We start from the raw sequence: 12,852 nt of genomic DNA, 5'->3' as shown, positions 1-12,852 counted from the left end.
GTTGCGCCTTACGGCATTAGCTTAAGCAAAACCTCGCTTAACGCCCACAAACCCTCACGGTTCACCGACACATACCCATCATCGTACTTCTCCGGCAACGCCAAGTCCTTCACCAACTGCAAAATCTGTTTGGCGTTTTGCAGGTTGTTGTCGATGGTGTCTTGGTCAACGGGGGCCGCGCTCATGACACACCGCCGACAAACAAATCAGACTGGGCGAAATCGGCGGTCACCAAGGCCACTTCCGGCATGGCCGACCCCGCCAGATTATGCAGCACCCGCAATTGCGGCAGCAAGGTTTTCCATTCAAACACGTTTTTGCTGTTGACCAATTGGCGGGTGAGTTGGTTGATCTGGCGGGTCACGGCCAAATAGTCTTTGGGCTTTAAGGTGCCGAAAAAGCCTTGCTTGCGCAAAGTGGGCAACACCTCGGCACAGACCCAATTGGCGAACTCGGTGGCTTGTGGTTTGTTGGAGCGGAAGACAAGGCGGTATAGGCCTGCTTCGTTAACAAAATAGGTATCTTACGAACCGCCACCACGTCCGTCATGGGCAGAAGGGGTGGTAAGTTTTACCACCCCTTTCCATGATTCAGGCATATTATCGAGCGTATGACCTGTCCATTCAATTCCTAAGACAGCACAAACATCCTTGGCGCAAAACCATGGATTATTATCGGCATCTAGGGCAGTTCTGACAGCGGACAGGGAGAAAAAAAAGGGGTTAGCAGTTAAGCTAAAATTTGAAGTGTTCATAATAGTTTCCGTTAAAAATTTAGAAACCACCGTCAACCATCTCACCAGTTGGGCGGCGGGGACATAATCAGAAGGTGTGAGATCACTGTTACACGGATAACCAGCGGGCATAAAGCCGTCCTCCTTAATCATGCCCCGCCATTACAAAATGACAGGCACAAAAAAAGCGCAGTAGGTGCGCGTAGCACCGTGTATACAAGTCAGAATCTCACCTCTGAGCCGCTGTTTTTTGCAGCGGCTCGAAAAGAGTAGACCTGTACCGCGCTTTTGTCAACAATCTTTAAAAAGTTACTTCTCTAACAATGCAGGATAATCAGCGTTGGCAGTCTTTCCGCTCCCATTTATCTTTCGCCTTGCCTTCCTCCACCGTCTGCCACTGCATGTTCTCCGGCGCATCGGCCCCGCCACACGCCAAGGCCTGAATATGGTCAATCACATACCCCGGACACGCTCCGCTTTTATGGCCGTTCGCGGGGCATGGGTGCATGTATTTAAAAACGGCTTTGGCTTTATAGCTTCTTTGCTCTTTAGCCTGCGCCGAAAGACTGGCGGTTAAAACGATAACCAACAATACTAAGTAACGGTTCATGTTATTTTCCCCCGGGAATAAAACAAGCCTTCTCTTTATAATCTGGGCAGGTTTTTTCAACCAATAAATAATCAGCTTCAGCATCTGAAGAGGTATAAGCAAATCCTTGCGCAGCAAGACATTCGCTGTAAAGATTAGATTGCTCAACCCGTAAATGCAGCTCATGCGAAGATTCGTTAAAACGATCAGTAGCACTGGCCTGTTGTTGGCTTAGAGAAAAGCTAAGATTATTGGTTGGCACATAAACCCGTTCGGAAGGGCGGCGGCTAGTATCAATGGTAGCGGCATGAGCTTCATACTTGCATTTAGCGGATACCTTCTCAAAATCTAACAACGTAGCCTCTGGATACAGCTTATTTGTCAGCATAGTGACCTTATAATCTCGCTTGGTGTAAGGCGGCAAGCCCGGCGCACAATAAAAATAAAAGGCAGTCTGGATACCGTCGATAGATTTAAAAGATACGGTATTACCATTGGCTAAAATGGCATGTTTTTGCGCAAATACTAATGACCCTCTTTCTGGAGTAGCCTCGCGTCCGACCAACTGGCATGGCTGTTTATAGGTATCAGATAAAATCTTAACTTTTTTCCAACCCTTATACTTCATGTTTGCACAACCTGCTAACCCGATTAAAATAAAACTACTTGCCAACACCACCAACCGATTCATACCATCACCGCTGTTTTAAGTTAAAAATCCAGTATAGCCTATCCCCTTATTTTTAGGACTGCCTGCCAAACATAAATTTAGCCTTAGCCAACGCCGCCTTGGCCTGCGCCGCCAAAGCTAACCCCTCATCGGTGGCGCTCACCAAGGCCGCGCCGCCGATCATTTCTTCATCAAAAAGGGCATTTTTACAGCGCACCGTCTCCAAAGCCGTATAAATGCGCGTGATGGCCGCCAAGGCACTATGCGCCGCCTTGCCGCAAGCGGTCATCTGTTGGCTAATCGTCCGCACTTGGTTTAATTCCGCCGCCCGCATTTGTACAAGACAATCCGACATCAGCCGGGTAATCTCCCGCTCTTGGCTGACTTGGGCATCCCGCTCCCAGTCCTCCGACAACCCGAACAAAAAGTCCGTCGAAACAAAATATACCTCAGAAGCCCGCACCACTAACCAAATCGGAATGGATAAGCCGTTACTGCCATTTTCAATTTTCGACAACATGGACATATTGCTGTACCCGAACAACGTATAAGCATCTTTCAACAAATAATTGTTCAACTCCCGCGCCGCCTTCATCCGCTCACCAAATCGGCGTACCAAGTGCGCCCGATCCAACCCATCAGGCTCTTTAATCACTAATTTGCTATCAACAATTTCAATCATTGGACTTACCTTCATTGATTCGTTAAATTTTCAATTGCAATGCGTTGTCTTTCAATAATATCAACCAGATTGAAAATTACCTTTGCTTCAAACAAATCAATGCCGCTTAACCGATAATCGCGGTCATCAGCAATTAACGCTTTGCAAAAATCAAACTGTTCGCCTTTGGCTTTTCTGTATAAAAAAATGAACAGATTGACCATCTCACCTTCGGTATTTCCTACACTAACCATTTTTTATTCCCATCCAGATTCAGATAATAACAGCGGACGGTGGCGGCGTGACTTAACAACAACAATCGTTTCCGCCGTTTCCGCCTTATCCTCACCCCCTAAAAACACCGCCCCACCCGAAACCCGCCCATCATCCGGCATCAGCCCCTTAAAACTCCCGTCCTGCCGTGGCCCAGGCCCACACAACGGGCAAGGCTCACCCAACAGCACCCCATGCACACACTGTCTCATATCGGCGACACCTGCAAAACCGATGTGTAACCCTCGCGCGGCGGAAACGGCACCAACCGCCCGCACTGGCTAAGCACCGTCAAAAAGAACACCACCAACAACCATTCACCCAATTGCTTCACTTAAACCTCCCGTGCTTCATTTTTTTTTAAAACGGGCAACTTAATGTCTTTATTGTGTTTTTTATAAAAACTCACCCACACCTGCCCATCAGGATAAGCCCGATCAAATGGGGCATTAATGTTTGGCTCATGCACTAAACAAACATAATGGTGCGACGAATTGCAGCACATGATTTTAGTAACGGGTATTTTCTTTTCTTCCATGCCATATCGCGTAACATTTCCTATTTTTTCAGGTTTTTTTGCAACAAGGGCGACAAGCTCAATCATGACCAACCTCAATTTAATTTACGTTTAGATAATTCCCGCAGGATTCTGCCGCTATCATCCTTCACCCGCGCCGTCCGCCCATCTTTCAGCGTCATCATCAGCACCCCGTTATTCCTCAGCACCTCAGAAACCGCCGACAACGACAAATAGCGGGCATCATCCAGTTTTATCAAATCGGTTTTAGGCCGGGTGCGCATCCAATACAGCACAATGGCCGTAGTACACACAATCAACGTCATCAGCATTAGGTAAAGCATCGTTATCTCCAAATAAACCCAGCATAATGCTAGGCGGTTTCAATCACAGACAATAATGGTAATACACACAATTAATGTCATCAGCGTTAGGTAAAGCATCGTTATCTCCAAAAGGTTAAGTTAACAGCCAGGCACACAACGCTTGGCAACTTCCACTAGCCATTATCACCAATCAAGAATTATGCTCGCTTCTATCTCTTCTGATATTTCAATAAAAACTACTTCTGGGGCAGTAACTTGATTTTCAGAATGGCGGCTATCAATAGCACGGCCTACACAATCAATATGATGTTCATCAAACTGGGCGACTTGGCTAGCCACAAAGCAAAATAAAGCTTCCTCACGGCTATCATAATCTTCTAACTTCCACATCGACTTTTCAAAATCATCTAACTCTTCATCAGTTAAATTCTTATCATTAATATCAATATCAAGTATTTTTGTAATCGTTACCACAACACGTTTTTTCATAAAATGCCCTCTCTAGGCTTTAAAAATCCAACATTTAATAGTCCGTTGCTCAATCACCGACCACACCCCGACATTCTTATCAACGAACTTGGGCTTGGTGCTGGCGATTAAAAACTTCCTCAGTTCTTTCGTTTCAATCGCTTCTAATTGATGTTTGGCGAACACTGTGCGGCAATGCTCTAAGTTGATAGCAATGCGTGTCGGGTCGCTTGAGTGGTTCAGGCACGGGATAGACAGCGGGTCATTTTGGTTAAACTTATCATTGATATACTCATAATTAGCCCAAAACTGTTCATTAATCGGGTGCGCCCGCCGCAATATTACTTCCCGCTCTACTGCCATCTCGGTAGCCTTTTGCTGTGCCTGGGCGATAGCGTCCGTCGGCACCGGCACGGTCAGCACTAAGCAATCAATCAAGGCCTTTAACATGGCATGGAAATCAATCACCCGCTGTGTCTTCATGCCCGCATTCGCCCGCAGCTCATCACCGTAAAGCTTGTACTGGGCTTTAAAGGTGGTCATGATCTCCCCTTCCTTGCGCAAGGTCGCCAGCAAATAGCCGCTAACGTCCATAATCTCCATCGCTTGCAGCCGCGCCAACGCTTGCCGACCCGCATTGCTATGATGTGAGCGGTCAAACTGCAAATGCAGAAACCGCGACAAAATAGCTTCCGAAGCATGGACGGGTACGTTTTGCACCACCAGCAAACCGCCCTTAAACTTGGGTTCCCGCACGTTGTTGTCGTTGGTCTTAAGCCCCGATGCCCGACCGATACGCCCCTCGGCCAAGTCCTTATGCTCATCCCACAAAAACTTTTTGCCATGTACCCGGCTATCGTCGTTTTCGTTGTCGGTTTCATTAAAAATAACCGGCAAGTTGGATAAACTGGATAACCGCCGCAACTTGCCGACCGCCGTCGAAAAGTTGGGGTTAAACACATCAGCATCTTTGCCCACCAACTTGCTCAACATATCGACCATCTGCGACTTACCCGACCCGGCATCACCGATCACCTCCAAAAATGGGTAGTAGCTGTAATGGCCGCGTATCTGCTCAACAAACAAACAGCCCAGCCACCAAGCGAAGGCGATCAGCCCCTTAACGTTAAACGCAGTCAAGTAATCGGCTATAAAAGGTTGCGGGGCATGGGTGCTTAATTTCTGCTTACCATCAAATACCGTCTTAATGCCCACTTTTTCCAGTTGAAAAAAGTCGTCTTTGTTCAATTTAATGACCTTGCCCTTTTCAACCGCAAAATCGTTGTAAATGTAGGCCCCAATCTCTTTGACATAGCCGACATAATCAATGGCCGACACCTCGCGCAACTGTACCTTGTTGCCCTTGCCATAAATTTCATCGACCACAGCAGTCGTACCCGTAAACTGCGCCCCAGGCTCTTTGAGCGCTGCTTTTTTGAACTCAGAACCGCTCGAAAACGCGCCGTAGTTAAACGCACATTTCACGGCTTTTTTGCCGCTGGGGAACTCCAACCGCAAATAATATTGCCCATCTAGGCCATTTTCCGGTTTTTGGAAATACAAAAACTTAACCGTAAACGTGGCTACTTTTTTAATCTCGGCGGCGGCGTTAAAGGCATCGCGCTTGTATTTTTCCCTAACTTCTGGGTTTTGCTCCATCGGGATAGGCATATCATCAAACTTTTTCTTGTTGAACTTGCACTGATAGGTTTCCTTTCCAAAATCAAACGTATAAGACCGCTGTTTATCATCACGCAACCACAAATAATAGGCCTTCTGGCGTGAGTTGGTCGCCAGCTCGACCTTGCCGAAATGGCGGTATAACTCCATATCTTTGGCGGTCAGCTTGCCCAGCTTGTGCAAATCATCCCAATCCTGCTTAATGTCAGGGTTATCACTGGATAAAATGGCACAGACTTTCTCGCCCATCACCCGCAATGCCTTGGCAAACTTGTGCAGCCCCGCCAGCCCCGCGCTGTCATTATCAAGGGCGATAATCCAAGTGATACCCCGCCCCGCATATTCCTTAATTTTTTTCTCAGGAAAAGTGCCGCTCGACATGCACGACACGGCTTTATAGCCGTTCACGTTCAGGGCAATGGCTTTTAAAATCGCCTCGGTCAGATAAATTTCATCGTTGGCGTTAATTACTAAGCCGGGCGGTTGCCACCAAAGCCCGCCAAACTTGCCCTTAAAATTCATCTTGCGCGGTTCAGGCGTTTCACCGACCGGACACAACATCACCTCATCAACCAACCGCTCCCAATAATTCAGGCGGTCAGGGGTCAGGTAAAACCGGACCGTGGCACTGCCCTTGTTCGCATCAGGATGCCCAAACCACCCTTGCTCATACCAGCCGGCAATCTTGGCAAGGTCAAACCCGCGCACATTTTGCATAAAAATGTCAGCGGTATAATTCGGGTTGGCCTCGGTGGCGCGGTACTGCTTGCTTAAATCTTGGTAAAGGTCTGGAAAAAGCTCTTTGGCAGTGATCTGGTAACCGCAACTTTCCGCCGAATTACACCGAATCATCCAAGGCTGCTCTACCCCCGCCCACAGTTTTTCCCGTTTTTTACACTGTGGGCAACGTCCATATAAATACTTACCGTTCACTTTCATTTCAAACTCAGAAATCAAACGGCCTACAACTTTCTGGTTAATATCAGGCAAATACATACTGTCATCATTAAAAGGCGTACTGCATCATGCAGTACGCGAGTGAGGGGCAGTCGCCCTAATTGTATTGATGTCGATACATTTGCCGTTGCCTACGGCGTGTTGTCGAAGAGCGTGGCGCGGGCAGCTTTGATTTTGTCAAAAATAGCCGTGGCTTTGTCAAGGTCAGGCGATACCATGGCCAGCAGTTGCAACGCCAAGTCGAAAGTATGCTCAGCCACTGTTTCTAAGCGGGCCTTATTTTCATCGGTTTGGTCAATCCCGATATATGTCTTAGCTATTTTTTCAATCTCTAACCGACATGCACCGATGTCTTTATCTAGCGTTAAAGACATACGGGTTAAAGCAAGGTTAAATTGGTCAGTTTTATCGCGTAAGTCCCTAGCGTTAAACAGCTTAACGTCCAAATTCGCTAATTCTTGTTGTTTTTCTCTGGCTTGCTCAACCAATGCTTCAACGCGCTTTTCAAAATCAGTAATAGCCTTTTTCTGCTCGGCACTGCCGCCATTGGTGTAAAGTTCACTCAAGTCTTTTTGCAATGACGCGATTGCGTCCTCTTTTTCTTTTAACTGCCCAAGCAATTTATTATGGTGGACATTTAGTTCATCAATATAGCTGGCGGCAAGGTCTTTGGCTTTCTGCTCGACAACGCCATCTAATTTGTTTGTTTCTACGGCTAACTTATCGGCCACTTCCCGTGCCAAGCGATTGTTAAACGTCGTTCTAATGTCCTCTATTTCCCTGTCCTTTTCTTTCCCCGCATCAATAGCAATAGCCAAGGCCGATTCTGTTTCTTGAATAAATTGGGCTGAATTGTCGGCAATAGCGGCTTTTTTCTTCAATTCTTGAATTTGCTTAACCGTAAACGTCTCGCCGTCAACCGTAATAGCCTGTTTGGTTTTCTGCTTAACCGCCAACAACGCCGGACTATCGCCCCGACCTTCCAGCAAAGCCACCGCTTGGCTATACGGCGGCAATACAGGCTGCATCTGCCCCATCAATGCCTCGCCATACTCCGCGCCCAGTCGCATCCATTGCGACGCGCGGTTACGGTCAATGCCAAAAGTCTCCTGGACGTATGCCTCAAAACCGCCGTGGGCAATTAATGGCTTAAGCTGGGTCAGCAACATCCCGCACTGCACAGCCTCAACCATCGCGCTTTGCTCAAACCGCTTAAACTGCGAACAGTGCAGGTGTATCTGCACTTCCAACACGCCTTGTTCTGCTTGTTTTGCCGTCACCAAGGTTTCAGCCGTGCTATCAATAATGCTGTTGTTCATGGGCCTATACCTTATGTTGGACTTTGAAAAAGGGGGTTTGGTGGCGTTTGGGCTGGTACACTTGGTTTTTGCGCAACATCGGCACAATGGCCCGATAAACCAGAGTAAAGACGTTGCCCGATGTCTTTTCTATAAGCTGGTCAAAATCAAACGGCAAATAACACATAAAAAATCTAAACATGGCATCCCCCCGCACTAAACTTGCCCATCGTAAAATAATTGCCCAAACCCACACAAAAATTGCCAATCACTAAGCCATAAGTCACATCAGGCAAGGTTTCAGGTGGGCGATTAGCGGCGACCCAAGCCGCTACGGCGGCGCGGTCATAAATGTTTTGCTTGGTCAAAATGCCCTTGCCGATCTTGTCGGGGAAGGCATTCTGCTTAATATATTTACGGGTCAAAGAAGGCGAAATGCCGTAAATTCGCTCAATCTCGCCGCTGCTGATATGCGCATCGGTTTCTTTCATGTAGTTCATCTGCGCCCGCCACTGTATAACCCAGTTGTAAAACGCCGCGCTCTCGTAGAAATCGCCAAACCGCTCATCAGTACCCACCAAAGGGATAAACGTGCCTTTGCCGATATGGTTATCAATGCTGCTGTATGAAATGCCCGCTACCATGCGCATTTTCCGCTTGTTGATATGCAGATTATTATTAAAAGTGACCATGTTCATCCCCTTGGATACGTTCCAAATAGGCTATTTCACGTTTTACGGCACAATGCCAAAACACCAGCGCACCTACTGCCGCCACCGCTGCCACCGCGCCAAACAGCACTAAAATTGGGCAGGGTATACAGTCAAAAAGCGCATTTAATCGGTTCATTCTTCCCTCGCTTGCCACTCATCGCGGCAGATTGCGTCACACCATCGCTTAGGGCCGGCCAGCTTCGCGCCACAATTCCAGCACTCGCCGGTCGCCTCGCTAGGCGGTACGTCTTTTTTGGATAAATAGAGACTGATTGAAGTGTGTATTTCAATAGTCCCTTGGCTGTGGTCTACATCGTCCATGAGTTGCCCTTAGTACAGCTCTATGGCTGTAGACTTAAACGTTTTGCCTTGCATGAATATGGCGACATTAACCCGCGCACCAGTAATGGCCTGTAAAGCCTTACGGCCTTCTTTACCAATGAAAGGGCAAGGGTTAGCGACATATAAAACGCCATCCTTAAGCTTTAGGTAGCAGGATTCCAATTGGGTTTTTGCCCAGGTGCGGTCGTCATTGTTGTAATGCACCGAATCAAGCAAGCTACTAACCGGATGGTCATCGATGGTTTGCGCTAACAGCAACTGCAACGCATCCGCCTTACAGCTCAAATGGATACCCGCATCCTCTAAGATGTCGGTACCGGTTTGCTCTTTGGTTGTCCGGTTGGCATAGTCCAGCCGCTGCGCGTGGGATTTGAAGATTAAACAAGCTAATTTGTAGTTGCTTTGAAAAACCGCCTGTGGCGATCTGGTGGGGCGTGAACTGGCGGGAGGCAATAAGCTAGCTTGCTCAGGCGCAGTTCCCGCACGGTTGACACTAAAGCTGCCGGTTTGGCGGATGCTGGGCAGTACCGTGTCACACACAAAACGTTCAAACGGTTTTGCTTGGGGCTTGTTAGATTTAAAGATTAAACGGTAGACGTTGCCTTCATTAATCAGCAGAGGGTATTTAGTGCGCCCCATGCTATCAATGATGGGGTATCTATTAGATACCCCATCATTACCTATTGGGTAGCTATTAGCTACCCAATCCTTACCAAGGGGGTCGCTATTAGCTACCCCCTCTGGGTTGCACATGGATTTAATGGCATCGTTGTGATTCACATAGCCGAGTGCTTGGCAAATGTCCTTAGCGACAAAAAGCGGCTGGCCTTTTTCATTGTTTACAACACGAATGACATTTGAGCTATCAAAGTCAAAAGCCAGCGGCGGCGTGGCTTGTATGCTTGCGGTTTCTTGAGACATAATCATTTCTCCAATTGTTTGATTTTCACTGTTTTTTTAAGCTTTGAAGCTTCAATAATGCGACGTCTAAGGGCCTTGCCTTTCTTTCCTGCCCATACGCCAAGCACTGCGCGGGTAGCGTTGCCTTGGTTAATGTCATTATTAATACACCACGCATTCAACGACGTGCCTTGATTCACAAATCCGGCTTTTACTGCGTTCAAATCACTTAAAACCCTTTGGCTAACTGCCTGTTTATTTTGTGGTTTTGCTTTATTCTTAATTGCCATATTGCTTTTTTATCCGGTATTGTCTATAAACTGAATTTACATAATTTATGTATGTCTAAATGATAATACAAAATGAATTATAGTCAATACAATTTATATTTATTTAAGCAAAGGTAATACAAAATGAATTATCCAAATGATGCCGCCTTGGTTGTCGAGAGGCTAAAGCTGTTGCTGAAGGTAGATTCTGATAAAAGTCTTGCTGAAGAACTTGGCATATCAACGCCTACTGTTAGCTCATGGAGGCAAAGAAATTCAATACCTTACGAAGCATGTATTGAAATAGCCACTAAGAATAATGTGCGGCTGGACTGGCTAATTATTGGAAAAGGGGAAATGTATAGCGGGCAATCGGAAATCAAAGAGCAAATGGCAATGTATAGCCCGGCTGAACCTGACATAAAAGCCCAAAAGGTAGTGGAATTGTTCATGGATTTGAACGAAACCCAGCAACGGGAAATATTTTTTGCTCTTGAAGAAAAGAAACAAATCAACGAGATGAAAGCGGCCTTGGCATACCTGATGTCGCGCTCAGGTGACGGGCAATATCAGGCTACGGCCTAACGAAAAAAATATATATTCAGGAGGCCACGGCAAACAGGTAATGCGGCGAGTTGGCCTATAAAAACAGCCATTGCAATTATATAAATCAATAACTTATAAAAAATGTAGAAAAGTTATGATTAGGGTATGGAAGGGAATGCAGTTTTTTAAAGGTTATTGATAACGCCACGCCGTTCGCGGCCTGTAGCGTTTTTTTTTGCGCTATCAGTAAGGTAATGATGAGGTCTTAAATTAAGTTATGTTCATGTCCTAAAATAACTTTTTTCATAACCTAAAATATCTTATAAGTTATTGTATTAATTTATATATATCGTTTTCATATCCACATTACCTGTTTGCCGTGCATACCTGAATATATTTTTTTGTTTTTCCTATGCGTTTGGGAGTCTTATATAAGTGTCTGTAAATAAACGTAAAGACGGGCAATGGCTGGCAAACGTCAACAAACAGGGCTTAAAGCGTGTCCGCAAGCTGTTCGCGACCAAAGCCGAGGCCGAGCAGTTTGAACGGGATTACATCGTTGCCAACAGCAAGCCGGTACCGGCGGCCGCCGCTGCGCCGATCATTGCCGAACCGGTGGCCATGGTTGTGGCGGACGTGCGCACCATGACTGACTTGGTGGCGTTGTGGTTTATGTATCACGGGGTGAACTTGAGCGACGGCGACCGGCGGCAACGCTGTCTGGCCAGCATCTCTAAAGAGCTGGGCAATCCGCTGGCCAGCTCGCTCACCGCCGAGCAGTTTGTCGCCTTCCGCTTTAAGAAACTGCAAGGCGGTATGATGGTCAAGACCTTTAATAATCAGCACGGCTATCTGTCGGCCATGTACGAGCGGCTGAAAAAGCTAAAAGTGATTGATTATCATAATCCTATTGAGTCGGTGGACTTTATCAAGACGCACGAACGCCAACTGTCCTACCTTTCAGTAGATCAGATCAGCACGCTAATGGATGCCATCACCAATGGCTGTAAGAATGAATCGACGTACTGGGTGGCGCAAATCTGTGCGCGTACCGGGGCGCGGTGGGGTGAGGTTGAAAAGCTCACTAAAAAGCAGTTGCATGATGGCCGCATTACGTTTGAGTTTACGAAGAGCAAGCGCACCCGTACTGTGCCGCTATGCCCTAGTTTCTATGTTGAGTTGCTATCATTCGTAGGTTTTAAGAACCCGAACGATAGGCTATTCACCAATTGCATCGGCTCTTTCCGCCGCGCCGCTGCGCGTTCCGGCATCGACTTCCCCCAAGGCCAGTGTAGCCACATTCTCCGCCACACCTTTGCTAGCCACTTTATGATAAACGGCGGCAATATCTTATCGCTGCAAAATATCTTAGGCCATGCTGACATCACTATGACTATGCACTACGCGCACCTGGCCCCCGATCACTCTATAGATGCCATAAAACTTAATCCAATTGCGTTGGGCGCGGCAAACGGGTAAGGAAGAATTGAAAGCTATATATAATATGTAATACAACTGCTTGCACACTATTTTAGGTTATGAATAAAGTCCGTTTAAGACAGGAACATTTCTTAATTAATGCATCATTGTCTTGATAGTCGGGAACTGAACCGCTATAGTTACGGCGGGTTTAAGTTTTTATCAGCAAATAAACAGGTTAATTTTAAAAGTGGCTGTTCCAACAGCCACTAATAGCCACTAACAGCCACTTTGCCGTTAGCAGGTGTTTTTCAACTAACTGATATTTAATGATTTTTTTTAAAAAAAGTGGGGCGCGTGAGTTTTCAATTCCCGCCGCCTCCACCATACAAGTTATTGATAAATATATTATTTATTTTATCATTTGTTAAAAGTGGCTGTTAAAGTGGCTATTACCTAGCCGATTAACAGCCACTTTCCATCAAAATACC

The 12,852-nt window shown here is 46.6% G+C and carries 21 protein-coding genes and 1 pseudogene; 2 read left to right on the top strand and 20 right to left on the bottom strand.

All coding sequences use genetic code 11. The features are described 5' to 3' along the window. Positions 1 to 8: 8 nt before the first annotated feature. From AADEFJLK_RS24790 to AADEFJLK_RS21670, 20 genes and pseudogenes are all read right to left on the bottom strand, one after another. On the bottom strand, positions 9 to 185 hold the full coding sequence (locus tag AADEFJLK_RS24790; protein WP_170065215.1) for a hypothetical protein: 177 nt from the start codon (positions 183 to 185) through the stop codon (positions 9 to 11). Next, on the bottom strand, positions 182 to 427 hold the full coding sequence (locus AADEFJLK_RS21735) for a hypothetical protein (RefSeq protein WP_249028116.1): 246 nt from the start codon (positions 425 to 427) through the stop codon (positions 182 to 184). The genes AADEFJLK_RS24790 and AADEFJLK_RS21735 overlap by 4 nt, the downstream gene beginning before the upstream one ends. A 3-nt stretch (positions 428 to 430) precedes the next feature. Then, positions 431 to 754 (bottom strand): annotated as a pseudogene (locus AADEFJLK_RS26230) (BRO-N domain-containing protein); the annotation flags it as partial. A gap of 313 nt (positions 755 to 1,067) precedes the next feature. After that, positions 1,068 to 1,343 (bottom strand): HNH endonuclease, encoded by a 276-nt coding sequence (locus tag AADEFJLK_RS21725; protein WP_103975750.1) that lies wholly within the window; start codon positions 1,341 to 1,343, stop codon positions 1,068 to 1,070. A gap of 1 nt (position 1,344) precedes the next feature. Continuing rightward, positions 1,345 to 2,013, bottom strand: a complete 669-nt coding sequence (locus AADEFJLK_RS21720; protein WP_103975749.1) for a hypothetical protein — start codon at positions 2,011 to 2,013, stop codon at positions 1,345 to 1,347. Between the two features lie 52 nt (positions 2,014 to 2,065). Further along, on the bottom strand, positions 2,066 to 2,674 hold the full coding sequence (locus AADEFJLK_RS21715; RefSeq protein WP_103975748.1) for a helix-turn-helix domain-containing protein: 609 nt from the start codon (positions 2,672 to 2,674) through the stop codon (positions 2,066 to 2,068). A gap of 11 nt (positions 2,675 to 2,685) precedes the next feature. Next, positions 2,686 to 2,907: a hypothetical protein gene (locus AADEFJLK_RS21710; protein ID WP_103975747.1), complete on the bottom strand. Its 222-nt coding sequence runs from the start codon at positions 2,905 to 2,907 to the stop codon at positions 2,686 to 2,688. A gap of 3 nt (positions 2,908 to 2,910) precedes the next feature. Beyond that, positions 2,911 to 3,138 (bottom strand): hypothetical protein, encoded by a 228-nt coding sequence (locus AADEFJLK_RS24185; RefSeq protein WP_146054703.1) that lies wholly within the window; start codon positions 3,136 to 3,138, stop codon positions 2,911 to 2,913. Next, complete coding sequence (locus AADEFJLK_RS25950; RefSeq protein WP_282957377.1) at positions 3,135 to 3,260, bottom strand: hypothetical protein; 126 nt, start codon at positions 3,258 to 3,260, stop codon at positions 3,135 to 3,137. Before AADEFJLK_RS25950 ends, AADEFJLK_RS24185 begins: the two co-directional genes overlap by 4 nt. Further along, on the bottom strand, positions 3,261 to 3,530 hold the full coding sequence (locus tag AADEFJLK_RS21705) for a hypothetical protein (protein ID WP_103975746.1): 270 nt from the start codon (positions 3,528 to 3,530) through the stop codon (positions 3,261 to 3,263). Between the two features lie 8 nt (positions 3,531 to 3,538). Then, entirely contained in the window at positions 3,539 to 3,787 is a 249-nt protein-coding gene (locus tag AADEFJLK_RS21700) for a hypothetical protein (protein WP_146054702.1), read from the bottom strand. Positions 3,788 to 3,952: 165 nt separating this feature from the next. Further along, on the bottom strand, positions 3,953 to 4,258 hold the full coding sequence (locus AADEFJLK_RS21695) for a hypothetical protein (RefSeq protein ID WP_103975744.1): 306 nt from the start codon (positions 4,256 to 4,258) through the stop codon (positions 3,953 to 3,955). Between the two features lie 12 nt (positions 4,259 to 4,270). Next, positions 4,271 to 6,913, bottom strand: coding sequence for a toprim domain-containing protein (locus tag AADEFJLK_RS21690; RefSeq protein ID WP_103975743.1), 2,643 nt, complete (start codon positions 6,911 to 6,913; stop codon positions 4,271 to 4,273). A gap of 92 nt (positions 6,914 to 7,005) precedes the next feature. Next, positions 7,006 to 8,193 carry a DUF3102 domain-containing protein gene (locus AADEFJLK_RS21685; RefSeq protein WP_103975742.1) on the bottom strand — a complete coding sequence of 396 codons (1,188 nt, stop codon included), beginning with the start codon at positions 8,191 to 8,193 and terminating at the stop codon, positions 7,006 to 7,008. Positions 8,194 to 8,197: 4 nt separating this feature from the next. Beyond that, entirely contained in the window at positions 8,198 to 8,374 is a 177-nt protein-coding gene (locus AADEFJLK_RS24780; protein WP_170065213.1) for a hypothetical protein, read from the bottom strand. Continuing rightward, the gene (locus AADEFJLK_RS21680; RefSeq protein WP_103975741.1) at positions 8,367 to 8,864 is read right to left on the bottom strand and encodes a hypothetical protein; all 498 of its coding nucleotides are present in this window, start codon (positions 8,862 to 8,864) and stop codon (positions 8,367 to 8,369) included. Before AADEFJLK_RS21680 ends, AADEFJLK_RS24780 begins: the two co-directional genes overlap by 8 nt. Then, a complete protein-coding gene (locus tag AADEFJLK_RS24775; RefSeq protein ID WP_170065212.1) occupies positions 8,851 to 9,021 on the bottom strand; it encodes a hypothetical protein in 171 nt (56 codons plus the stop codon). The genes AADEFJLK_RS21680 and AADEFJLK_RS24775 overlap by 14 nt, the downstream gene beginning before the upstream one ends. Then, a complete protein-coding gene (locus AADEFJLK_RS24180; RefSeq protein ID WP_146054701.1) occupies positions 9,018 to 9,206 on the bottom strand; it encodes a hypothetical protein in 189 nt (62 codons plus the stop codon). Before AADEFJLK_RS24180 ends, AADEFJLK_RS24775 begins: the two co-directional genes overlap by 4 nt. A gap of 9 nt (positions 9,207 to 9,215) precedes the next feature. After that, on the bottom strand, positions 9,216 to 10,148 hold the full coding sequence (locus AADEFJLK_RS21675) for a BRO-N domain-containing protein (RefSeq protein ID WP_170065211.1): 933 nt from the start codon (positions 10,146 to 10,148) through the stop codon (positions 9,216 to 9,218). 2 nt (positions 10,149 to 10,150) lie between these two features. Further along, on the bottom strand, positions 10,151 to 10,417 hold the full coding sequence (locus AADEFJLK_RS21670; protein WP_103975739.1) for a hypothetical protein: 267 nt from the start codon (positions 10,415 to 10,417) through the stop codon (positions 10,151 to 10,153). 123 nt (positions 10,418 to 10,540) lie between these two features. Here AADEFJLK_RS21670 and AADEFJLK_RS21665 point away from each other — a divergent pair, with 123 nt between their 5' ends. Then, positions 10,541 to 10,981, top strand: a complete 441-nt coding sequence (locus AADEFJLK_RS21665; RefSeq protein WP_103975738.1) for a helix-turn-helix domain-containing protein — start codon at positions 10,541 to 10,543, stop codon at positions 10,979 to 10,981. 396 nt (positions 10,982 to 11,377) lie between these two features. Beyond that, the gene (locus AADEFJLK_RS21660) at positions 11,378 to 12,421 is read left to right on the top strand and encodes a phage integrase (protein WP_103975737.1); all 1,044 of its coding nucleotides are present in this window, start codon (positions 11,378 to 11,380) and stop codon (positions 12,419 to 12,421) included. Positions 12,422 to 12,852 lie beyond the last annotated feature (431 nt).

Source organism: Methylovulum psychrotolerans (assembly GCF_002923755.1).
GTDB lineage: Bacteria > Pseudomonadota > Gammaproteobacteria > Methylococcales > Methylomonadaceae > Methylovulum > Methylovulum psychrotolerans.
This window is presented reverse-complemented; position numbering and strand designations above follow the sequence as displayed.